Source organism: Streptomyces sp. WAC04114 (genome assembly GCF_019733245.1).
GTDB lineage: Bacteria > Actinomycetota > Actinomycetes > Streptomycetales > Streptomycetaceae > Streptomyces > Streptomyces massasporeus_A.
Window position 1 is genome coordinate 1 of record NZ_JAIGQA010000138.1, and the last position, 22,830, is coordinate 22,830.

Below are 22,830 nucleotides of genomic sequence, written 5' to 3' on the forward strand. Positions count from 1 at the left end.
TTGAGAGGGTAAGGCTCCCAGTAGACGACTGGGTTGATAGGCCGGATATGGAAGCACGGTAACGTGTGGAGTTGACCGGTACTAATAGGCCGAGGGCTTGTCCTCAGTTGCTCGCGTCCACTGTGTTGGTTCTGAAACCACGAACAGCCCCACGCCGCCACGCGTGGTGCGGCATGGTTCGACAGTTTCATAGTGTTTCGGTGGTTATAGCGTAGGGGAAACGCCCGGTTACATTCCGAACCCGGAAGCTAAGCCTTACAGCGCCGATGGTACTGCAGGGGGGACCCTGTGGGAGAGTAGGACGCCGCCGAACTCCTTTTATAGCTCCGGCTCTTGGGCGTACAGCCCAAGAGCCGGAGCTATTTTGCGTTGAGGTAAGGTCAGGGAGCATCGTTGGCTCGTTTCCCACAGGAGGCCCCCGGGTGGAGGTTCAGGAGACTCGCGTCCAGACGGACCGTGTGCTCACCATCCCGAACATCCTCAGCATGGCGCGCCTCGTCGGCGTGCCCGTCTTCCTGTGGTTGATCCTGCGTCCTGAGTTCGGTGGGCCCCAGAGTGACGGGTGGGCCCTTCTGGTGCTGGCTCTGAGCGGCGTCAGCGACTATCTGGACGGCAAGCTCGCGCGGCGCTGGAACCAGATCAGCAGCCTCGGCCGGCTCCTCGACCCCGCGGCTGACCGGCTCTACATTCTCTCGACCCTGGTCGGCCTCACCTGGCGGGAGATTCTGCCCCTCTGGTTGACCGCTGCACTTCTGGCGCGGGAGCTGGTCCTGCTGGTGATGGTGGGCATCCTCCGCCGGCACGGCTATCCGCCTCCCCAGGTGAACTTCCTGGGTAAGGCCGCCACCTTCAACCTGATGTACGCCTTCCCCCTGCTGCTGCTCAGTGACGGAAGCGGCTGGATCTCGTCACTCGCTGCCATTTTCGGATGGGCGTTCGCCGGATGGGGTACAACGCTGTATTGGTGGGCAGGAGTCCTCTACGTGGTACAAGTCCGCCGCCTGGTCCGTGCGGACGCCATGGCCGATTGAACTCTCGGATGGTCCTGCTGCCGTAGCGGAGCGATGGCCCGTGCTGGATAAGTGAGGGACAATCCTGGCGGGGGAAGTCGGCTAGACCGTCTCTTTGAGGAGGACGCTTCCGACATGAAGGCCGTCGTGATGGCCGGAGGCGAAGGCACGCGCCTTCGCCCCATGACCTCAAGCATGCCCAAGCCGCTCCTGCCGGTGGCCAACCGGCCGATCATGGAGCATGTTCTTCGGCTGCTCAAAAGGCATGGGCTCAACGAAACAGTCGTGACTGTCCAGTTCCTGGCTTCGCTCGTCAAGAACTACTTCGGTGACGGCGAGGAGCTCGGTATGGAGCTCACCTATGCCAACGAGGAGAAGCCACTCGGTACCGCCGGAAGCGTCAAGAACGCCGAGGAAGCGCTGAAGGACGATGCCTTTCTCGTCATCTCCGGTGATGCGCTGACGGATTTTGACCTCACCGAGCTCATCAATTTCCACAAGGAGAAGGGCGCGCTGGTCACGGTCTGTCTGACCCGTGTGCCCAATCCGCTGGAATTCGGTATCACCATTGTCGATGAGGAAGGCAAGGTGGAGCGCTTCCTCGAGAAGCCCACCTGGGGCCAGGTCTTCTCCGACACCGTGAACACCGGCATCTACGTGATGGAGCCCGAGGTCTTCGACTACGTCGACCCCGATGTGCCCGTCGACTGGTCCGGTGATGTCTTCCCGCAGCTGATGAAGGAAGGCAAGCCGGTCTACGGCTACATCGCCGAGGGCTACTGGGAGGACGTCGGCACGCATGAGAGCTATGTGAAGGCGCAGGCCGACGTCCTGGAGGGCAAGGTCGACGTCGACATCGACGGGTTCGAGATCTCCCCGGGCGTGTGGGTCGCCGAAGGAGCGGAGGTCCATCCCGACGCCGTTCTCCGTGGACCCGTCTATATCGGTGACTACGCCAAGGTCGAGGCAGGCTCCGAAATCCGTGAGCACACCGTCGTGGGCTCCAACGTGGTCGTCAAGAGCGGCGCGTTTCTGCACAAGGCCGTCGTCCACGACAACGTCTACGTGGGGCCCCACAGCAATCTGCGCGGCTGCGTGGTCGGTAGGAACACCGACATCATGCGCGCGGCGCGGATCGAGGACGGGGCGGTCATCGGTGATGAGTGCCTGATCGGTGAAGAATCGATCGTCCAAGGCAATGTCCGGGTCTACCCGTTCAAGACCATCGAGGCCGGCGCCTTCGTCAACACCTCGGTGATCTGGGAATCCAGAGGCCAGGCGCACCTCTTCGGTGCCCGTGGCGTCTCCGGCATCCTCAACGTGGAGATCACGCCGGAACTCGCGGTGCGTCTCGCCGGCGCGTACGCCACGACGCTGAAGAAGGGCTCGACCGTCACCACGGCGCGGGACCACTCGCGTGGTGCCCGTGCGTTGAAGCGGGCGGTGATCTCCGCGCTGCAGGCCAGTGCGATCGACGTGCGGGACCTGGAGAACGTGCCGCTGCCCGTGGCCCGGCAGCAGACCGCGCGTGGCAGTGCGGGCGGCATCATGATCCGAACCACGCCCGGGGTGCCGGACTCGGTGGACATCATGTTCTTCGACGGGAACGGCGCCGACCTCTCGCAGGGCAGTCAGCGCAAGCTGGACCGGGTGTTCGCGCGGCAGGAGTACCGCCGAGCCTTCCCCGGTGAGATCGGTGATCTGCATTTCCCGGCCAGTGTCTTCGACTCGTACACCGGGTCGTTGCTGCGGAACGTCGACACGACCGGGATCGCGGAGTCCGGGCTGAAGGTCGTCGTGGACGCGTCCAACGGAAGCGCGGGCCTGGTCCTGCCGAGCCTGCTCGGCAAGCTCGGGGTCGACTCGCTGACGATCAACCCCGGTCTGGACGAGTCCAGGCCGACCGAGACGGCCGACATGCGGCGGTCGGGGATGGTGCGGCTCGGGGAGATCGTGGCGTCCTCGGGAGCCGCGTTCGGTGTGCGGTTCGACCCCGTCGGTGAGCGGCTGTCGCTCGTCGACGAGAAGGGGCGGATCATCGAGGACGACCGGGCGCTGCTCGTGATGCTGGACCTCGTCGCCGCCGAGCGGCGCAGTGGACGCGTCGCGCTTCCGGTGACCACGACCCGGATCGCCGAGCAGGTGGCGGCGTACCACGGGACGCAGGTCGAGTGGACGACCACCTCTCCCGACGACCTCACGCGCGTCGGCGGTGAAGAAGGGACGATCTTCGGTGGTGACGGCAAGGGCGGGTTCATCGTCCCCGAGTTCAGCAGCGTGTACGACGCCACCGCGGCCTTCGTGCGGCTCATCGGACTCGTGGCGAGGACCCAGCTCACGCTCAGCCAGATCGACGCGCGCATTCCGCGGGCGCACGTCCTGAAGCGCGATCTGGCGACCCCGTGGGCAGTCAAGGGGCTCGTGATGCGACGGGTCGTGGAAGAGGCCGGAGACCGCTTCGTGGACACCACGGACGGTGTGCGCGTGGTGGAGACCGACGGTCGCTGGGTGATGGTGCTGCCCGACCCGGCCGAGGCCGTCACCCACCTGTGGGCCGAAGGGCCGGACGACGCCTCCGCGCAGGCCCTGCTGGACGAATGGTCGGCTGTCGTGGACAGCGCCGGCCGGTAGAACGGGCTGCACGCGTGCGTGCCGGACAAGTGTCCCCAACGGGGCCTGTCCGGCACGCCGGTGGGGCCGTTCGGAGGTAGTGCTCGCGACGTGCGACGATGTGCGGCATGCCGCAGCAACCCCCCATTCGGAGCACACCCACGCGGCCCCGGCGCCCGGATGCGTCCATGTCGTTGCTCACCAACGTCATGGACCACAGCCTCGACGACGGATACGCCGAGGCCGCCGAGCGCAAGAAGGCCGCGGGTGACAGCGGCATGCCGAAGACGCTCAGGGCGAAGCTGGGGCTCGCCGCCGGACTGGTGCTCGCGGCCCTGATCGTGACCGTCGGAGCGGCGCAGGCGCGGGTCGCCGCCCCGGTCGTGGCCAAGGAGCGGGAAGAGCTGGTCGACCGCATCAACCGGGAGACCGAGGCCGCGGACAAGCTGGAGGACTCCGTCGACGAGCTGCGCGGAGACGTGAGCGCACGGCAGCGCGAGGCGCTGAAGCACAGCGGTGGCAGCGCGGACTCCGATCTTGCGGGCCTCCTGTCCGGCGCCGTCGCGGTGCACGGCCCCGGTGTGAAGCTCGTCGTGAACGACGCCAAGGAAGCCGCCTCGGGCGGCGACGGCGACCCGCGTGAGACCTCCGGCTTCTCCGACACCGGCCGGGTGCGTGACCGGGACATGCAGCGCGTGGTCAACGGGCTGTGGGAGTCGGGCGCCGAGGCCGTCTCGATCAACGGGCGGCGGCTGACGGCGCTGTCCGCGATCAGGGCCGCGGGGGACGCCATACTGGTCGACAACAAGCCGCTGGTACCGCCGTACACGGTGCTGGCGGTGGGGGACGGGCAGCGGCTGAGCACGCGGTTCCAGAACAGCGCGGACGGGTTGTATCTGAACGCGCTGCACGAGAGCTACGGCATCCGGACAGGCATCTCCGTGGAGGACGACCTCCGGCTGCCTGCCGCACCGAGTGTGACCGTACGTACAGCACAGCCGAGCATTGAGAAGAGTGAGAAGGGCACATCGTGATCGCCGTACTGGGCCTCGTCGTGGGAGTCGTGGCCGGCCTGTTGGTCCGGCCTGAGGTTCCGGCGGTGGTCGAGCCTTATCTGCCGATCGCCGTCGTGGCGGCGCTCGACGCCGTCTTCGGCGGTCTGCGGGCCATGCTCGACGGCATCTTCGACGACAAGGTCTTCGTGGTGTCGTTCCTGTCGAACGTGGTCGTGGCCGCGCTGATCGTGTTCCTGGGCGACAAGCTGGGCGTGGGCGCCCAGCTGTCCACCGGTGTGGTGGTCGTCCTGGGCATCCGGATCTTCTCCAACGCCGCGGCGATCCGCCGGCACGTGTTCCGGGCGTGAGGCCGATGAGCGAGCACGACGAGAAGCCGGACAAGCCCGCCGAGGAGCGCGGCGACGCGCGCGACGGCAGCGCGGGGGCCGGAAACGGGCTGCGCAAGGAGCTGCCCCAGGAGGTGCCCGCGACGGCACCCGCCGCCGAGGAGACTCCCGAGGAGCCGGAGCGCCGGCAGGCGGCGGAACCGCGGCAGGCGCCGGAGCCGAAGCCGGATCCCGAGCCGCGGCTGACCGGGCGGCAGCGGCTGGTGCAGGGGGTGTGGCCGCCGCGTGTCACCCGGGCACAACTCATCGTCGCGGTGCTGCTGTTCGGTCTCGGATTCGGGCTGGCCGTGCAGGTGGCCTCGAACAGCGACAGCGACAGTGCCCTGCGTGGCGCACGTCAGGAAGATCTTGTTCGCATCCTCGATGAACTGGATGACCGTACTCAACGTCTTGAGGACGAGAAGCAAGGTCTCGAGAAGCAGCGCGACGAGCTGGAGAACAGCTCTGACCAGGCCGAGGAGGCCCGGAAGCAGACGATCGAGAAGGAGAGGCAACTCGGCATCCTCGCGGGCACGGTGGCCGCGCAGGGGCCCGGCATCACCATGACGATCCAGGACACGAAGGGGACGGTCGAGGCGGACATGCTGCTCGACGCGATCCAGGAGCTGCGCGCGGCGGGTGCGGAGGCGATCCAGGTCAACGGCGTACGGGTCGTCGCGAGCACGTATCTCACGGACTCGGGCAAGGGCGTGGGCGTCGACGGGAACAAGATCGACGCGCCCTATCGTTTCAAGGTCATCGGCAAGCCGCAGGACCTCGAGCCGGCGCTCAACATCCCCGGAGGTGTGGTGCAGACTCTCGAGAAGGAACAGGCCACCGTCACGATCGAGCGGTCCACCGACATCGTCGTGGACGCCTTGCGAGCAGCGAAGCGGCCTGACTACGCTCGGTCGTCCTCGCAGTGAACCGGGGGCGCATGGGCGGCGTTCGGCGAGGGCATGAGGTTGCGGGGGGTCGGCGCACCGAATGGGCGGTGCGTGGTGGAAACTGTCTGGTGCAGACGGACGTTGTCAGGATGTCCGGGTCGGCCAGAGTGTTCAGTCAGGGTTCGTCCTGCCCCACGGGCGGGTCTGTTTCGGTCAAGGGGAATCGCCCGTGAAGTTGTTTGCGAAGTTGTTCGGCAAGAGCGCGCGAGAAGGCAGCGACAATGCGACCGCTCGCCATCGCGCACAGCCTGACGCGGAGGGCCAGCGGCCGCTGTTCCGGGACCAGGTCGGCGGCTCGGGCGGCGATGTTTCCGGTGGTCAGGGCGCGCCGTCGGTTGACCCTGCGCAGCCCGGCGGCATAGGTTTCGGGCAACCGTCAACCTCAAGTGCGGGTGGAGGGTTTTCCGACCCGTATGCGTCCAACGCCCCCGGTGGGCAGCCGCGGCAGGAGGATCCGATGTCGGCCCTGGTGTGTACGAGGTGCGGTAACCGCAACGCGGAGAACAGCCGTTTCTGCTCCAACTGCGGCGCGCCGCTGAGGGCGGGGGCGACGCCGGAGCGTCCGTCCGAGACGACCTCCACGATCTCCATTTCGGGTCTCGAGGCTTACGACAGCGAGACCACCGGTCAGACGCAGATGCCGACCCTGTCGCCCGAGGCGCAGGCCGCGGTCGACGCGCTGCCGCTGGGCTCCGCGCTCCTGGTCGTGCGCCGCGGGCCGAACTCGGGCAGCCGCTTCCTGCTGGACGGCGACCTGACCACGGCCGGCCGGCATCCGCAGAGCGACATCTTCCTGGACGACGTGACGGTGTCCCGGCGGCACGTGGAGTTCCGTCGTGGTCAGGACGGTTCGTTCACGGTGGCCGACGTGGGCAGCCTGAACGGCACGTATGTGAACCGGGAGCGGATCGACCAGGTCGCCCTGAACAACGGCGACGAGGTGCAGATCGGCAAGTACCGGCTGGTCTTCTACGCCAGCCAGCGGGGCTACTGACCGGACTCGGTCCGGACAGGCCTCGGCGAAGGTCCATCCGTCAGGGAAGGTCCATGCTTCAAACACCGAGCGGCGGTGCCGGACACGGCACCGCCGCCACGGACAGTGGGCTGATGAGCATCGGCGCGGTGCTGAGCGCGCTGCGCGACGAGTTTCCCGAAGTGACCATCTCCAAGATCCGCTTCCTGGAGTCGGAAGGGCTCATCGAGCCGCAGCGGACCCCGTCGGGGTATCGCAAGTTCAGCGCCCATGACGTCGAGCGCCTCGGTCACGTCCTGAGGATGCAGCGGGACCACTATCTGCCCCTGAAGGTGATCCGGGAGCACCTGGAGGCCATGGAGCGCGGTGAGGCCGTGCAGCTGCCGGTCGTGGGGCGCCAGCGTGACGGTGCGTCCGTCCCCGAGCCGCCCGAGGGGCCCACAGCGGCCAGGATCCGGCGGGACGAGCTGCTCGCCGCCGTCGGCGTCGAGCAGCAGGAGCTCAAGGAGTGGGAGTCCTACGGCCTCCTCACTCCACTGGAGGACGGGGCGTACGACGCCGAGGCGGTCACCGTCGCCTTGCTCGTCGTCGAACTCGGGCGGTTCGGGATCGAGCCGCGGCATCTGCGGGCCATGAAGGCCGCCGCGGAGCGGGAGGCCGGTCTGGTGGGCCAGGTGGTGGCCCCGCTCAGGCGGCACCGCAACCCGCAGACCAGGGCTCATGCCGAGGCCCGTACCAAGGAGCTGGCGGGGCTCACGGTGAAGCTGCACGCCGCGCTGGTGCAGTCGGCGCTCGGGGTTCGGCTGCCCTGAGGGGCCGGCTGTCAGGGGGCCGGATCGGGCGCCCGATCCCGGCCCGACTACCCAAACGTCCCGAGCACGGCCTAGGGTTGCTGTGTGAACGAGCTCGATGTCGTAGGTGTCCGGGTCGAGATGCCCTCCAACCAACCGATCGTGCTGCTGCGTGAAGTGGGAGGCGACCGTTACCTCCCCATCTGGATCGGACCGGGGGAGGCGACGGCGATCGCCTTCGCCCAGCAGGGGATGGCTCCCGCGCGGCCGCTGACACACGACCTGTTCAAGGACGTGCTGGAAGCCGTCGGCCAGGAGCTCACGGAAGTGCGCATCACGGACCTGCGTGAGGGCGTCTTCTACGCGGAGCTGGTCTTCGCCAGCGGCGTCGAGGTGAGCGCCCGCCCGTCCGACGCCATAGCGCTCGCGCTGCGCACCGGGACGCCGATCTACGGCAGTGACACGGTGCTCGACGACGCCGGTATCGCGATCCCGGACGAGCAGGAGGACGAGGTGGAGAAGTTCCGCGAGTTCCTCGACCAGATCTCTCCGGAGGACTTCGGCAGCAGCAGTCAGTGAGCTCCCGGGGGAGCGGCAGCGGTCGGAAGAGTCGTGTGGGCGGTCCGGCGGACGGTGTGGTCCGTGACGGGGCCGCCCGCCGTTCGTGTGAGGGGTGAAATGCCCGCATGTGCCGGAGGCGCGTGAGAGCGTCATACGGCTCGTGCCGGACGCATTCGGCTAGCCTTTCCCCGCGACGGGGCACGGGAAACCACTCTCAGGGTGATTATCACTCGGCGTGGCGAGTGTGGCGATCGTTGACGCACCCCTGGTGACTGCCTACCGTCGAGAAGGCAGGTCAAGGACGGAGGTCGGCGTGAGAAGCAGCGGCGACGGTACGGCTGGGGGCGGCCCCGAGCGCAGTCTCAGGGCGAGCGGTCCGTACCCTCCCCCCGGCTCACGGCCCTTCCCGGGCGGGGGATGCCCCCAGCCCGGTGGTGCGGCCGATCACGCTCCGCAGCGACCGACAGCGGTGCCGAGCAGCGGAGGGACGACGTCCATGGCGTCCGAGCAGATCGGCTATCGCGGCCCCACGGCCTGCGCGGCCGCCGGTATCACCTACCGGCAGTTGGACTACTGGGCGCGCACCGGGCTCGTCGAGCCGAGCGTGCGCCCCGCCTACGGGTCCGGGACGCAGCGGCTGTACAGCTTCCGGGACGTGGTGGTCCTGAAGATCGTCAAGCGGTTCCTCGACACCGGGGTGTCGCTGCAGAACATCCGCACGGCCGTCCAGCACCTCAGGGAACGCGGTTTCAGCGATCTGGAGCGCATGACGCTGATGAGCGACGGCGCGACGGTCTACGAGTGCACCTCGCCCGATGAGGTCCATGCCCTGCTCCAGGGCGGCCAGGGCGTGTTCGGGATCGCCGTGGGCGTGGTGTGGCGGGACGTCGAGAGCGCCCTGTCCCAGCTGCACGGTGAGCGTGTCGACACCGGCGAGACCCTGGTGGGGCCCAATCCGGCGGACGAGCTGGCGCGCCGGCGGAACCGGGCCGTCTGAGCCGTCGAGCGACGCGGGATGTACGCGGTCGCAGGAGGCGGGACGTTTCCGCGCCCGGGCGTAGGCGGTTTCCGGTGGGGTGCCAGGGGGTGCCGCAGCGGTTTCCGGTGGGGCATCGGGGGCTGCCGCGCGGGGCGTTGTCAGTGGCGTAGGGCAGCATCGGAGTTGTGAGAACCGCGCCCACGATCCTGCATCTCGACATGGATGCCTTCTTCGCTTCGGTGGAGCAGGCGTCCAAGCCGAGTCTGCGTGGGAAGGCCGTGGTCGTGGGCGGGCTCGGGCCTCGTGGGGTGGTGGCGACCGCGTCGTACGAGGCGAGGGTCTTCGGGGTGCATTCGGCGATGCCCATGGGGCAGGCCCGGCGCCTCGCGCCCAATGCCGCGTATCTCGTGCCGCGCTTCACTCTCTACAAGTCGATCAGCGAGCGGGTGATGGAGCTGCTGCGCGCGCTGTCGCCTCTGGTGGAGCCGCTGAGTCTGGACGAGGCGTTCGTGGACCTGGAGGCCGGGGGAGTGGCCTGGGACGAGTCGTCGGCGCGGCTGGCCGGGGTCAAGCTGCGCGCGGACATACGGGCTGTCACGGGGCTCACGGGATCGGTGGGGCTCGCCGCCTCCAAGATGCTCGCGAAGATCGCCTCGGAGGAGGCCAAGCCCGACGGACTGGTGGTGATCGAGCCGGGGACCGAGCGGGCGATGCTCGGGCCGATGTCGGTGCGGACGCTGCCCGGGGTGGGGCCGGCGACGGGGGACCATCTGAGGCGGGCCGGGATCACCACGGTCGAGGAGATCGTCGAAGCGGGCGAGGACGAGCTGGTCCGGCTGCTGGGGAAGGCGCACGGGCACGGTCTGTACGCCATGGCCCTGGCGCGTGACGACCGGCCGGTGGTGGCGGAGCGCGAGACGAAATCGGTGTCGGTCGAGGACACCTACGACGTGGACATCCATGACCGGACGCGGGTCGGGCTGGAGGTGCAGCGGCTCGCCGAGCGGTGTGTGCGCAGGCTGCGCGGGGCCGGGCTGTCGGGGCGGACGATCGTGCTGAAGGTGCGGCGGTACGACTTCTCGACGCTCACCCGGTCCGAGACGCTGCGCGGGCCCACGGATGATCCCGCGGTGATCCGCGAGGCGGCGGCCAGGCTGCTGGACTCGGTCGACACGACTGGTGGGGTGCGGCTCCTCGGGGTGGGGGTCAGCGGGCTCGCCGACTACACGCAGGAGGACCTGTTCGCCCAGGCGGCGGGGGAGCGGGCGGTCGCCGAGGGCCCGGTCGAGGAACACGCCGTGGCGGCGGCCGAGGAGCAGCCGTCGCTCGCCGAGCGGCGGTGGCCCGCCGGGCACGACGTGAGGCATGCCGCGTTCGGGCACGGATGGGTGCAGGGCAGCGGCCTCGGGCGGGTCACCGTACGGTTCGAGACGCCCGACTCGGAGCCCGGGCGGGTGCGGACGTTCCGGGTCGACGATCCGGACCTCGAGGCGGCGGATCCGTTGCCGTTGGTGTTACAGGGGCCAGGTCCAGATGGGGGAGGCGGCGGGCCCGGGGAGGAGACTCACGCCGTCTCGTCGGTGCCCGCGAGCTTGCCGAAGTCGTGGTCCGGCAGCGGGGGCGGGGCGGCGACGTCGAGACCGTAGTGGTGGTAGAGCTGCAGTTCCTGCTCGGGGGAGAGGTGGCGGCCGACGCCGAAGTCGGGGGCGTCCTTGATCAGGGCGCGTTCGAAGGGGACGTGGAGGGCGCCCTCGATCAGTTCGCTGGGCTCCAGGGGGACGAAGGCGTCCCTGCTGAACAGGCCGGTCCGTATGGCCGCCCACTCCGGTTCGCCGGTGGCGTCGTCGAGATAGACCTCGTCGATCGTGCCGATCCTGGTCCCGTTGCGGTCGAACGCCTTGCGGCCGATCAGGTTGCGCGGATCGATGTCGGTTCGCACGGGCCCTCCATATGGTCGCACCTCATCCGTAAACACTACAAAACGGTACAAGCGGGGATGCGGCCACTCGAAGGTTCGTGCGTTGACCTCGCTGGTACGCTGGCAGCGGCTGTTGACCCCGCGCGGGAGAGTCCTCCAGACATCATCGGAGGCGCCGAAGGAGCAAATCCTCCCCGGAATCTCTCAGGCTCACGTACCGCACGGACGAGGTCACTCTGGAAAGCAGGGCGGGTGTCGACGGCTTCCGCTCTCACCGACGGTGAAAGCCGGAGGCCTTCGGGCGATCCGGTGAAGCTCTCAGGTTGAGATGACAGAGGGGGAGGCCGTCCGGGTACCCGTGCCGTGGTGCCCCTCGCAGGTCGTGTCGACCAGGAGGCCTCCGTAATGACCGCCCACCGCATTCCGCTCTCCGAGCTCGAAGAGGCAGTCCCCTTCGAGCAGCGCCACATCGGCCCCGACCACGAGGCCTGCGCCAAGATGCTCGCCCAGGTCGGCTACGGCTCCCTCGACGAGCTCACGGCCGCCGCGGTACCCGCCGTGATCAAGAGCGCCGAGGCATTGGACCTCCCGGGCGCCCGCAGCGAGGCCGAGGTGATCGCCGAGCTGCGCTCCCTCGCCGACCGCAACCAGGTCCTCGGTTCCATGATCGGGCTCGGCTACTACGGCACCTTCACGCCGCCGGTCATCATGCGCAACGTCATGGAGAACCCGTCGTGGTACACGGCCTACACGCCGTACCAGCCGGAGATCTCGCAGGGCCGGCTGGAGGCGCTGCTGAACTTCCAGACGGTGGTCGCGGACCTGACCGGGCTGCCGACCTCCGGCGCCTCCCTGCTCGACGAGGGCACCGCGGCCGCCGAGGCCATGGCGCTGTCGCGGCGCCTGGGCAAGAACAAGAAGGGCCTGTTCCTGGTCGACGCGGACACGCTGCCGCAGACCATCGCCGTGATCCAGACGCGCGCCGAGCCGACCGGCGTCGAGATCGTCGTCGCCGACCTCAGCGAGGGCATCCCCGCCGAGATCGCCGAGCGCGAGATCAACGGCGTGCTGCTCCAGTACCCGGGTGCCTCCGGTGCCGTGCGGGACCTCAAGCCGGTCATCGACCGGGCGCACGAGCTCGGGGCGCTGGTCACCGTCGCCGCCGATCTGCTGGCGCTGATGCTGCTGAAGTCGCCTGGTGAGCTCGGGGCGGACATCGCCGTCGGCACGACGCAGCGCTTCGGCGTCCCGATGGGCTTCGGCGGCCCGCACGCCGGCTACATGGCGGTCCAGGACAAGATGGCGCGCAGCCTGCCGGGGCGGCTCGTCGGCGTGTCCGTGGACGCCGACGGCAACAAGGCCTACCGGCTGGCGCTGCAGACGCGCGAGCAGCACATCCGCCGTGAGAAGGCGACCAGCAACATCTGCACCGCGCAGGTGCTGCTCGCCGTCATGGCCGGCATGTACGCCGTCTACCACGGCCCGGAGGGCCTGAAGGGCATCGCCCGTCGCACCCACCGGTACGCCACGGTCCTGGCCGCCGGGCTCGCGAGCGGCGGCGTCGAGGTCGTGCACGGAGCCTACTTCGACACCCTGACCGTGCGGGTCGAGGGCCGGGCCGCCGAGGTCGTGGCCGCCGCCCGGGACAACGGGGTCAATCTGCGGCTCGTCGACGCCGACCACGTCTCGATCGCCTGTGACGAGACCACCACGCGCGCCCAGCTGCGCGCCGTGTGGGCCGCCTTCGGTGTCGAAGGCGTCGTCGAGGCGCTGGACGCGGCCACCGGGGACGGACTCCCGGCCGCGCTGCTGCGGACCGACGACTACCTGACGCACCCCGTCTTCCACCAGCACCGCTCCGAGACCGCCATGCTGCGCTACCTGCGCAAGCTGGCCGACCGCGACTACGCGCTCGACCGGGGCATGATCCCGCTGGGCTCCTGCACCATGAAGCTCAACGCGACCACCGAGATGGAGCCGGTCACCTGGCCCGAGTTCGGTCAGTTGCACCCCTTCGCGCCCGCCGAGCAGGCCGGGGGCTACCTCACGCTCATCCACGAGCTGGAGGACCGGCTCGCCGAGGTCACCGGCTACGACAAGGTCTCCCTCCAGCCGAACGCCGGGTCGCAGGGCGAGCTGGCCGGTCTGCTCGCCGTCCGCGGGTACCACCGGGCCAACGGGGACGAGCAGCGCACCGTCTGCCTGATCCCGTCGTCCGCGCACGGCACCAACGCCGCCAGCGCCGTGATGGCCGGCATGAAGGTCGTCGTCGTCAAGACCGCCGAGGACGGCGAGATCGACGTCGAGGATCTGCGGGCCAAGATCGAGCAGTACGGCGACCAGCTGGCCGTGCTCATGATCACGTACCCGTCCACGCACGGTGTGTTCGAGGAGCACGTCGCCGACATCTGCGCGCAGGTACACGAGGCGGGCGGGCAGGTCTACGTCGACGGTGCCAACCTCAACGCGCTCGTCGGGCTCGCCAAGCCGGGGCACTTCGGTGGCGACGTCTCGCACCTGAACCTGCACAAGACCTTCTGCATCCCGCACGGCGGCGGCGGTCCCGGCGTCGGCCCGGTCGCGGTGCGCGAGCACCTCGCGCCCTACCTGCCGAACCACCCGCTGCAGCCCGAGGCCGGCCCGGAGACGGGCGTCGGGCCCATCTCGGCGGCCCCCTGGGGCTCCGCCGGCATCCTGCCCATCTCGTGGGCGTACGTCCGGCTGATGGGCGGCGAGGGGCTGAAGCGGGCCACGCAGGTGGCCGTGCTCAGCGCCAACTACATCGCCAAGCGTCTGGAGCCGCACTACCCGGTGCTCTACACCGGCCCCGGCGGTCTCGTCGCGCACGAGTGCATCATCGACCTGCGGCCCCTCACCAAGGCGACCGGCGTGAGCGTCGACGACGTCGCCAAGCGGCTGATCGACTACGGCTTCCACGCGCCGACCATGTCGTTCCCGGTCGCCGGGACGCTGATGATCGAGCCGACCGAGTCGGAGGACCTGGCGGAGCTCGACCGCTTCTGCGAGGCGATGATCGCCATCCGCGCGGAGATCGAGAAGGTCGGCTCCGGCGAGTGGCCCGCGGAGGACAACCCGCTGCGCGGCGCCCCGCACACCGCCGGCGCGCTCGCCGGGGCGTGGGAGCACGCCTACAGCCGTGAGGAGGCCGTCTTCCCGGCCGGGGTGTCGACCGCCGACAAGTACTGGCCGCCGGTGCGCCGCATCGACCAGGCCTTCGGCGACCGGAACCTCGTCTGCTCCTGCCCGCCGCTGGACGCGTACGAGGACTGACGGACGGGCCGAACGGCCGGCTGGTCACAGGGAGGGGCTCCGCGGTGCGGGGCCCCTCCCGTCGTTCACCGGCGCGTCACGCGGTGGTGAGTGATACCTCGGTCGCCTTGATCAGCGCGACGACGGGGGTCCCGGGCGTGAGGGCCAGGTCCTCCGCCGCGTCCCGGGTGATCGCCGCGGTCAGTTCACCGCCCTCCACCGTGACGCGGACCGATGCCATGGCCTCACCGGCGGTGAGGCCGGTGATCCTGCCGGGGAGCTGGTTGCGGATCGACAGGCCCTCGATGGGCGCGGTCGCGAGGGAGACCTCCGTCGACTTCATCAGGGCGCACACGGGGGTGCCCGGGGTGAGACGGAGGTCCTGCGCGGCTTCGCGGGTGATCGCCGCGGTGAGGTCCTGGCCGCCGGCGAGGCGGACCCTGACCGTCGCCATGGCCTCGCCGGGGGTGACGGCGGTGACGGTGCCGGGGAGCTGGTTGCGGATGCTCAGGCTCATGGGTGCACGGTAGCCCGGTGGGGAGTGTTGGGCCTGGTATGTGCCTGTTTGTCTCCTCCTCTCCCCAGGCCTCAGACGCGGTCGATGTGGACGTTCGTCGACTTCACGCGGGCCGTCGCTTCCATGCCGACCTCCAGGCCCAGTTCCTCCACCGCCTCGCGGGTGAGCAGGGAGACGAGCCGGTGCGGGCCGGCCTGGATCTCCACCTGGGCGGCGACGTCACCGAGCTTGATCGCGGTGACGATGCCGGGGAAGGCGTTGCGGGCCGAGGTGTACGGGGTGTCCTCCTCGGCGGCGCCGGATCGGGCGAGTTCGACCGAGAAGGCGGCCAGGTCCCGCCCGTCGACGAGCCGTCGCCCGGCCTCGTCGCGGTGGGTCGTGATGCGGCCCGCGTCTGCCCAGCGGCGGGCGGTGTCCGGGCTCACGCCGAGCAGCCGTGCTGCCTGGCCGATCGTGTAGGACTGCATGCCGGTCACGATAGGGGCGGGGCGAGGGAACGGTGGATGCGGGGCTGGCCGTTGGGTATAACGCGATATGGCGTTAGTGGTCGAATGGGCGTGCCCGGTGGCGTGCCCGGGAATCGGGGGTGGAGTGATGGCGGCCGAGATCGCGCGGGCTGGTGGATCGCCCGAGGTGAGGGCGTCGCACGCGGACCGCGACCGGGCCGTGGACGTGCTGCGCGTCGCCGCGGGTGACGGACGGCTCACCCTGGAGGAGCTCGAGGAGCGGCTGGAGACGGCGCTGTCCGCCCGCACGGTGGGTGAGCTCGCCGTGCTGACAGCGGATCTGCCCGCGGTGGCCGGGCAGGCGTCCGGGGAAGCCGAGGACGTCGTCCGGATCCGGCAGGAGGGGGCCTCGACGCGTCGGGGTGACGGCTGGGTGGTGCCGAGGCGGCTGGAGATCCGGTCGGCGTGGGGTGAGGTGACTCTCGACTTCACCGACGCGGTGATCACCCACGACACCCTGGACGTCGACCTCGATCTGCGGGCAGGCGCCCTGAAGCTGCTGACCCGGCCGGGTGTCGTGGTCGACACCGGCGGCCTGGTGCTGAACTACTCCGAGATCAAGGCCCGCCGGCCGTCCGACGCCCCCGTCCTGCTGCGGATACGGATCACGGGCGAGATCCACTACGGGCAGGTCGTGGTGCGCACCCCGCGAAGGGGCTTCGGCAGGAAGGGCGCGACGGCCTGACTCAGCCCACGTGCACCCTCGGCCGCCGCTTGCGGTCCGGCTCCGCCTCACGCAGGACCTCGCGGGTCACCGGGGCGACCTCACCCTGCCCGAACAGGAAGAAGCGCAGGAAGTTGGCGAAGGGGTTGCCCTCGGTCCACTCGAAGTAGATGTGCGGGATGTGGCCCGTCGCGTCGCGGACGTGCAGCAGCAGCGCGGCCAGGGCATTGGGGATCGAGGACGATTCCAGGGTCAGGACGCGGTAGCGGCCGTGCAGCACCTCACCGCGCACGGTCAGGCCCGCCTCGAATTCGGAGAGGTCGGTGACCGTCACCTCGACGAAGACGAAGTCTTCCTGGCCGGACATGTCGTTGTCGTGCCGGATCTGCTCGATCTTGTCGCGGTACTCGGCGATGTCGCGCCGGTCGGGCTCGTTGGCGATGAACCGTATCCGGCGGTTGGACATGTCCCGGACGAAGCGCTCCGCCATGTCGTCCAGCGTCACGCTGGTCACGCGCAGCTCGAAGGCCCGGGCCAGTCGTGACAGCAGGGAGACCAGGATGATGCCGGCGATGAAGCAGGCGCCGATCTTCACGCCGTCCGGGCGCTCGATGACGTTGAGGACGGTCGTGTAGAGGAAGACAGCGGAGATCACCGCGAAGGCGATGGTCCAGTTCCGCTGCCGGGCTTTGCGGGCGGCGATGGTCACCGCGATCGCGGCGGAACTGATGAGGACCAGCACGCCGGTGGCGTAGGCGCCGCCCTGGGCGTCGACGTCGGCGTCGAAGATCCAGGTGACCAGGAGGGCGATCAAGGTGAAGACGATGACCATGGGCCGCACGGCGCGGGCCCAGTGCGGGGCCATGCCGTAGCGGGGCAGGTAGCGCGGCATCAGATTGAGCAGGCCGGCCATCGCGGACGCGCCGGCGAACCAGAGGATGGCGATCGTCGAGACGTCGTAGACCGTGCCGAAGGTGTTGCCCAGGTATTCGTGCGCCAGGTACGCGAGCGCACGGCCGTTGGCCTGGCCGCCCGCCTCGAACTGCTTCTCCGGGATGAGCAGGGTGGTGATGAAGCTGGTCGTGATCAGGAAGACGCTCATGATCAGCGCGGCCGTGGTGAGCAGCTTCTTCGTGTCGCGGATGCGGCCGGTCGGCCGTGCCTCCGTGTCGTCCGGATCGCCCTGGACGTGCGGCATCACGGCGACGCCCGTCTCGAATCCGGAGAGCCCGAGCGCCAGTTTCGGGAAGACCAGCAGGGCGACGCCGACCATGGCGAAGACGTTGCTGTGCTGGGTGGTGAGGGCGCTCGACCAGTCGGTGATCACATGACCGGCGGTGATGACGTGATAGAGGCCGGCGACCACCACGACCGCGTTCAGCGCGAGGTAGGCGCCGACGAGGGCGACCGCGACGCCGATCGCCTCCAGGAAGCCCTTGAGGAACACCGCCCCGAGCAGGGCCACCAGGACCAGGGTGATCAGCATCTGCTTGTCGTGCAGGACACCGGTCAGATGGGGGTTCTCCACGAGGTGGGTGGAGGCGTCGGCCGCCGACAGCGTGATGGTGATGAGGAAGTCGGTGGCGGCGAACCCGAGCAGGGTCAGCACGAACAGCTTGCCCTGCCAGAAGGAGAGCAGCCGTTCCAGCATCGCGATCGAGCCCTCCCCGTGGGGGCTCTCCTCGGCCACCCGGCGGTAGACGGGCAGGGCGCCGGCCAGGTGACGACGACCAGGACGATGGTCGCGATCGGTGACAGCAGTCCGGCGGCGAGGGCCGCGATGCCCGGCTGGTAGCCGAGGGTCGAGAAGTAGTCGACGCCGGTCAGGCACATCACCCGCCACCAGCGCTGCCCCGGTGCGGGGGCTCCGGCCGGGCGTGGGGCCCGGTGTGGCCACCGCCCTTGCCCATGTCGGACAGGCCTTCCAGCAGCCGGCCAGGTGGGGCGGGCTTCGGACGGCCCGGTGCCGGGTGCTCGGTGGTGGCCATCGACGTCCCGATGTGCGGCTCAGCATGGTTTCGGCCATCACTGGACGGCCCGATCAGCGTAAGCGGAGCGTGATGCAGGGGCCCATGAAAGAGGGGGCTGAGCGCGTCAAACTTCCGTCAAGACTGGCGGTCCGGGCGGCCGCAGCGGTGAAAACGCGAGATGAGACCCGCTGGAGCGACTTCATCGACGCAATGAGCGCTGCAGATGCGCGGCCCGAGCGCGGAAACTCTGTGTGATCGCGACCGTATCGGTCTCGGAACGTTCGCCTACTCATCCGAATGTTTCGCCTCTAGGCCATGTCCCTTCTCCACAGAGAGATTGACCTCGCACAAGGGGTTGCCACCCTTTGGCCGCTGTCTCTAGGGTGCGGCAGCAACGAAGCTTTCTGGATCTCGTTCGAAACTTTCGAGGAGCGCATGATGGGCGACCCGGCACTGTCCCGCCGCGGCTTCCTGGCGGCCTCCGCCGCGGCCGGTCTGGGGATGACGGCACTGACCGCATGCGGCGGGGACTCGGACGGAGGGTCGTCGGGGACGACCACGATCGAATGGTGGAACATTTCCACCACCCAGCCGGCCAAGGACGTCTGGGCCGCTCTCGCCCGGAAGTACGAGGCGCAGAACCCCAAGGTCAAGATAAAGATCGTCCAGATGGAGAACGACGCCTACAAGTCGAAGATGACGGCGTTGACCGCCTCCGGCAAGCTGCCCGACATCTTCCACACCTGGGGCGGCGGCGTGCTGAAGCAGCAGGTCGACGCCGGGCTCGTCGAGAACCTCACGGACCGGACCAAGCCGTGGGGCGACGCCCTGCTGCCGGTCGCCAAAGAGCCGTATCTGATCGACGACCAGGCCTACGGCATCCCGTTCGACATCGGCATGATCGGCTTCTGGTACAACAAGGCGCTCTTCGAGAAGGCCGGCATCGCCGAGCCCCCGACCACCTGGGGCGACTTCCTCGACGCCGTACGCAAGCTGAAGGCCGCCGAGGTCACGCCGCTGGCCCTGGCCGGCAAGGAGAAGTGGCCCGGCATGTACTACTGGGCCTACCTCGCGATGCGCACCGCCGGCGCCGAGGCCCTGCAGAAGGCGTACGACGACAAGGACTTCACCGGCGCCCCCTTCGTCGAGGCGGGTGACCACCTGAAGGAGCTCGTCGGCCTCCGGCCGTTCCAGAAGGGCTTCCTCGGCGCCGCCTACTCCAGCCCCACCGGCCAGGCCGCCACCGTCGGCAACGGCAAGGCGGCGATGGAGCTCATGGGGCAGTGGGCGCCCACGGTCCAGGCCGACGCGGGCAAGGGCCTCGGCAAGGACCTCGGCTTCTTCCCGTTCCCCGCGGTCGAGGGCGGCAAGGGCGCCATCACCGAGGTGTTCGGCGGAGGCGGCGGGCACGCACTGCGCCGGGGCGCCCCGCAGGAGGCCGTCGACTTCCTCAAGTTCTTCGCGTCCGAGGCCACCGATCTGGAGCTGGTCAAGAAGACCGGGGTGCTGCCCGTGGTCCCGGCGGCCGAGAGCGCCATCGCCGACCCCAACATCAAGGCCGTACAGGCGCAGCTGAAGGCGGCCACCGGCTTCCAGCTCTACCTCGACCAGGCGTACGCGCCTGCCGTCGGCCAGGAGGTCAACGACAGCGTGGCCGCGCTCATCGCCGGTTCCAAGTCGCCCGGGCAGGTCGCCCAGTCGATCACGAAGACCGCGAAGGAAGAGCAGTAGCCGGCGATGACCTCAACGTTCCTGCCGGACAAACGGACCGGCCCCGGCGCCGGCTCCCCGCCCCCGGCCGCGGACCGGCCCACGGGGCGGGCCCGGCGCCGCACGCTGCACTGGCTCACCGCGGCCGGCTTCCAACTCCCGGCCCTGGTGCTGTTCCTGGGGCTCGTGCTGCTGCCGATGCTGTTCGCCCTGTACGCCGCGTTCTTCCGCTGGGGCGGCTTCGGCATGCCCTCCGACTACATCGGCGGCGAGAACTTCACCCGGCTCTTCCAGGACGACGTCTTCCTCGGCGACCTGTGGCGCTGCCTGGTCCTGGTGGTGCTGTCGCTCGCGATCCAGCTGCCGTTCGCCCTCGCCATGGCGGTCCTGCTCAACCAGCGGATGCGCGGCCGGGCGGTGTACCGGATGCTGTTCTTCGCCCCCTACGTCCTGTCCGAGGCCATCACCGGAATCCTCTTCGGCATGATCTTCGCCCCGGACGACGGCTTCGCCGACCAGGTCCTCGGCAAGATCGGTCTGGAGGGGCTGGGCGGGGAGTGGTTCGCGGATCCGTCCACCGTCATGGCGACCGTCTTCCTGGTCATGACCTGGAAATACTTCGGCTTCCACATGATGCTGTACCTGGCCGGGCTCCAGGCCGTCCCCCGGGAACTGACCGAGGCGGCGCTCATCGACGGGGCGAGTGCCTGGCAGCGGTTCCGCAACGTCACGCTGCCGCTGCTCGCGCCCACCCTGCGCATCAGTGTGTTCCTGGCGGTCATCGGATCGATCCAGCTCTTCGACCTGGTGTGGGTGACCACCGCGGGCGGCCCCGACCACCACTCCGAGACCATGGCCGTGACCATGTTCCAGTACGGCTTCAAGCGCTACCAGGTCGGCTACGCCAGCGCGATCAGCGTGGTCATGTTCGGCATCAGCCTCGTCTTCGCCCTCGCCTACCAGCGGTTCGTCCTCCGGCGCGACCTGGAAGGGGCCACCACGACCATGCGGGGTGACGGAAAGTGACAGTCAGCCAGGAGACCCGAAAGGGAACGGCAGCCCGTCAGAAGCCCCGTGCGCGGGGGAGGGCCTGGAGCCTGCACCTCGTCCTGGTCGTCGTCGGCGCGGTCATGGCCGTCCCCCTGCTCTACGCCATGCTCTCCGGCTTCAAGTCCACCGACGAGCTCTCCCGCAACCCGGTCGGTCTGCCCGAGTCGTGGGTGGCCTCCAACTACACCCAGATCCTCGGCTCGGGGGACTTCTGGCGGCTGATCGGCAACAGCACGCTGATCGCGATCGGCACCACCGTCCTGGTCGTCGCGGTCTCCGCCCTGTCGGCCTTCTCCTTCGCCCGGTTCGCCTTCCGGGGCCGGGAAGCGCTGTTCACGCTGTTCACGATGGGGCTGATGTTCCCGTTCGCGGTGGCAGCCCTGCCGCTGTTCCTGCTGCTGCGCTCCCTGGGCCTGCTGGACAACCCCCTCGGCGTGATCCTTCCGCAGGCCGCCTTCGGACTGCCGATGACGATCATCATCCTGCGGGGCTTCTTCCGGCAGATCCCGGGCGAGCTGGAGGAGGCGGCCACCCTCGACGGGTGCAGCTCGTTGGGCTTCTTCTGGCGGGTGCTGCTGCCCATGGCCCGGCCCGCGCTCGGCACCGTCTCCGTGTTGGCCGTCGTCACCAGCTGGAACAACTTCTTCCTGCCGCTGCTGGTGTTCACCGACGCCCAGTGGTGGACGCTGCCGATCGGCGTCCAGCAGTTCCAGGGGCAGTACTCCGCGGACTACGCCAAGGTCTTCGCCTACCTGGTGCTGGCCATGGTCCCCGCCCTCGCCTTCTACTCGGTCGCCGAGCGTCAGCTCGTCGGCGGCCTCACCGCCGGCGCCACCAAGGGCTGACCCGCGCCGCGAACGTACGGCTCTACCCACCCACCGTCGTGAGGAGTCGCACCATGCGCACCACCCGTCTCAGACTCGCCGGCGCCCTCGCCGCGCTCCTGGTCGCCGCCGGCATCGGCGCCGGCACACCCGCCCAGGCGGGGCACCAGCAGCCCACCCTCGCCGACCTCGCCCAGCGGCACGGCCGCTACTTCGGCAGCGCCACCGACAACCCCGAGCTCGTGGACGGACCGTACAAGGCCCTGCTCGGCAGCGAGTTCGACCAGATCACGCCCGGCAACGGCATGAAGTGGTACGTGACGGAGCCCCAGCAGGGCGTGTTCGACTTCTCCCAGGGCGACGAGATCGTGAACCTCGCCCGGGCCAACCGGCAGAAGGTGCGCGGCCACACCCTGGTCTGGCACAGCCAGTTGCCTGAGTGGCTCACGAGCAGGGAGTGGACGGCCCCGGAGCTGAGGGCCGTACTGAAGAAGCACATCCAGACGGAGGTACGGCACTACCGGGGCAAGGTGTTCGCCTGGGACGTCGTCAACGAGGCGTTCAACGAGGACGGAACCTACCGGGAGTCGGTCTTCTACAAGACGCTCGGGCCCGGCTACATCGCCGACGCCCTGCGCTGGGCACACCAGGCCGATCCGGGCGTCAAGCTCTACCTCAACGACTACAACATCGAGGCCGTCGGCCCGAAGAGCGACGCCTACCACCGGCTGGCCAAGGAGCTGAAGGCCGCGGGCGTCCCGTTGCACGGCATCGGCCTCCAGGCCCATCTGGCCCTGCAGTACGGCTATCCGGCCACCCTGGAGGACAACCTCCGCCGCTTCTCCCGGCTCGGTCTCGACACCGCGCTCACCGAGGTCGACATCCGGATGCAACTGCCCGCGACCGAGGAGAAGCTGGCGCAGCAGGCCGAGTGGTACGCCGACGTCACCGAGGCGTGCCTGGCGGTACGGCGGTGCGTCGGTGTAACCCTGTGGGACTACACCGACAAGTACTCGTGGATCCCGGCGTTCTTCCCGGGCGAGGGCGCGGCCCTGCCGTGGGACGAGGAACTGCGGCGCAAGCCTGCGTACTTCGCGCTGCGTGAGGCGCTCGGGGGGAGGTAGCGGGGGCGGGCGCCCTGCCGGACCG

The 22,830-nt window shown here is 69.2% G+C and carries 19 protein-coding genes, 2 rRNA genes, 1 pseudogene and 1 riboswitch; of the genes and pseudogenes, 18 read left to right on the top strand and 4 right to left on the bottom strand.

Annotation, left to right across the window (positions count from 1 at the left end):
- The 12 genes from K4G64_RS28445 to K4G64_RS28500 all read left to right on the top strand — a co-directional run.
- Positions 1-105: ribosomal RNA gene (locus K4G64_RS28445) — 23S ribosomal RNA — on the top strand; the annotation flags it as partial.
- A gap of 91 nt (positions 106-196) precedes the next feature.
- Positions 197-313, top strand: a 5S ribosomal RNA gene (gene rrf, locus K4G64_RS28450).
- 109 nt (positions 314-422) lie between these two features.
- A complete protein-coding gene (locus K4G64_RS28455) occupies positions 423-1,031 on the top strand; it encodes a CDP-alcohol phosphatidyltransferase family protein (RefSeq protein WP_221758839.1) in 609 nt (202 codons plus the stop codon).
- A gap of 114 nt (positions 1,032-1,145) precedes the next feature.
- Positions 1,146-3,641 (top strand): mannose-1-phosphate guanyltransferase, encoded by a 2,496-nt coding sequence (locus K4G64_RS28460; protein ID WP_221758840.1) that lies wholly within the window; start codon positions 1,146-1,148, stop codon positions 3,639-3,641.
- Between the two features lie 98 nt (positions 3,642-3,739).
- Positions 3,740-4,654, top strand: a complete 915-nt coding sequence (locus K4G64_RS28465; RefSeq protein ID WP_221758841.1) for a DUF881 domain-containing protein — start codon at positions 3,740-3,742, stop codon at positions 4,652-4,654.
- Positions 4,651-4,983 (top strand): small basic family protein, encoded by a 333-nt coding sequence (locus K4G64_RS28470; RefSeq protein WP_003988855.1) that lies wholly within the window; start codon positions 4,651-4,653, stop codon positions 4,981-4,983. Before K4G64_RS28465 ends, K4G64_RS28470 begins: the two co-directional genes overlap by 4 nt.
- 5 nt (positions 4,984-4,988) lie before the next feature.
- The gene (locus K4G64_RS28475) at positions 4,989-5,927 is read left to right on the top strand and encodes a DUF881 domain-containing protein (RefSeq protein ID WP_260461099.1); all 939 of its coding nucleotides are present in this window, start codon (positions 4,989-4,991) and stop codon (positions 5,925-5,927) included.
- 61 nt (positions 5,928-5,988) lie between these two features.
- Positions 5,989-6,942, top strand: a complete 954-nt coding sequence (locus K4G64_RS28480; protein WP_221758842.1) for an FHA domain-containing protein — start codon at positions 5,989-5,991, stop codon at positions 6,940-6,942.
- A 53-nt stretch (positions 6,943-6,995) separates the two neighbouring features.
- Positions 6,996-7,733, top strand: coding sequence for a MerR family transcriptional regulator (locus tag K4G64_RS28485; protein WP_221758843.1), 738 nt, complete (start codon positions 6,996-6,998; stop codon positions 7,731-7,733).
- Between the two features lie 84 nt (positions 7,734-7,817).
- Positions 7,818-8,291, top strand: a complete 474-nt coding sequence (locus tag K4G64_RS28490) for a bifunctional nuclease family protein (protein ID WP_003988851.1) — start codon at positions 7,818-7,820, stop codon at positions 8,289-8,291.
- Between the two features lie 295 nt (positions 8,292-8,586).
- A complete protein-coding gene (locus K4G64_RS28495; protein WP_221758844.1) occupies positions 8,587-9,270 on the top strand; it encodes a MerR family transcriptional regulator in 684 nt (227 codons plus the stop codon).
- 167 nt (positions 9,271-9,437) lie between these two features.
- On the top strand, positions 9,438-10,898 hold the full coding sequence (locus K4G64_RS28500) for a DNA polymerase IV (protein WP_221758845.1): 1,461 nt from the start codon (positions 9,438-9,440) through the stop codon (positions 10,896-10,898).
- On the opposite strand, the gene K4G64_RS28505 is transcribed toward K4G64_RS28500, so the two are convergent.
- Positions 10,817-11,191 (bottom strand): PRC-barrel domain-containing protein, encoded by a 375-nt coding sequence (locus K4G64_RS28505; protein ID WP_031104789.1) that lies wholly within the window; start codon positions 11,189-11,191, stop codon positions 10,817-10,819. The genes K4G64_RS28500 and K4G64_RS28505 overlap by 82 nt on opposite strands.
- 113 nt (positions 11,192-11,304) lie before the next feature.
- Positions 11,305-11,400, top strand: a riboswitch (glycine riboswitch).
- A 175-nt stretch (positions 11,401-11,575) separates the two neighbouring features.
- Here K4G64_RS28505 and gcvP point away from each other — a divergent pair.
- Positions 11,576-14,461, top strand: coding sequence for an aminomethyl-transferring glycine dehydrogenase (gene gcvP, locus K4G64_RS28510; RefSeq protein ID WP_221758846.1), 2,886 nt, complete (start codon positions 11,576-11,578; stop codon positions 14,459-14,461).
- A 76-nt stretch (positions 14,462-14,537) separates the two neighbouring features.
- Here gcvP and K4G64_RS28515 read toward each other — a convergent pair whose 3' ends face one another.
- Both K4G64_RS28515 and K4G64_RS28520 read right to left on the bottom strand, forming a co-directional pair.
- Entirely contained in the window at positions 14,538-14,957 is a 420-nt protein-coding gene (locus K4G64_RS28515) for a molybdopterin-binding protein (RefSeq protein ID WP_221758847.1), read from the bottom strand.
- Between the two features lie 71 nt (positions 14,958-15,028).
- The gene (locus tag K4G64_RS28520) at positions 15,029-15,424 is read right to left on the bottom strand and encodes a molybdopterin-binding protein (RefSeq protein ID WP_221758848.1); all 396 of its coding nucleotides are present in this window, start codon (positions 15,422-15,424) and stop codon (positions 15,029-15,031) included.
- 127 nt (positions 15,425-15,551) lie between these two features.
- On the opposite strand from K4G64_RS28520, the gene K4G64_RS28525 reads away from it, so the two are divergent.
- Positions 15,552-16,148 (top strand): DUF1707 domain-containing protein, encoded by a 597-nt coding sequence (locus tag K4G64_RS28525; RefSeq protein WP_221758849.1) that lies wholly within the window; start codon positions 15,552-15,554, stop codon positions 16,146-16,148.
- A 1-nt stretch (position 16,149) separates the two neighbouring features.
- Here the strand turns inward: K4G64_RS28525 and K4G64_RS28530 are convergent.
- A pseudogene (locus K4G64_RS28530) lies at positions 16,150-18,115 on the bottom strand (amino acid transporter).
- 420 nt (positions 18,116-18,535) lie between these two features.
- Between K4G64_RS28530 and K4G64_RS28535 the strand changes: the two are divergent.
- From K4G64_RS28535 to K4G64_RS28550, 4 genes are all read left to right on the top strand, one after another.
- Entirely contained in the window at positions 18,536-19,828 is a 1,293-nt protein-coding gene (locus tag K4G64_RS28535; protein ID WP_221758853.1) for an extracellular solute-binding protein, read from the top strand.
- A 6-nt stretch (positions 19,829-19,834) separates the two neighbouring features.
- Positions 19,835-20,833 carry a carbohydrate ABC transporter permease gene (locus K4G64_RS28540; RefSeq protein ID WP_221758850.1) on the top strand — a complete coding sequence of 333 codons (999 nt, stop codon included), beginning with the start codon at positions 19,835-19,837 and terminating at the stop codon, positions 20,831-20,833.
- A gap of 104 nt (positions 20,834-20,937) precedes the next feature.
- Positions 20,938-21,702, top strand: coding sequence for a carbohydrate ABC transporter permease (locus K4G64_RS28545; RefSeq protein WP_260461103.1), 765 nt, complete (start codon positions 20,938-20,940; stop codon positions 21,700-21,702).
- 53 nt (positions 21,703-21,755) lie between these two features.
- Positions 21,756-22,805, top strand: a complete 1,050-nt coding sequence (locus K4G64_RS28550; RefSeq protein WP_221758851.1) for an endo-1,4-beta-xylanase — start codon at positions 21,756-21,758, stop codon at positions 22,803-22,805.
- The last annotated feature ends 25 nt before the right edge of the window (positions 22,806-22,830 follow it).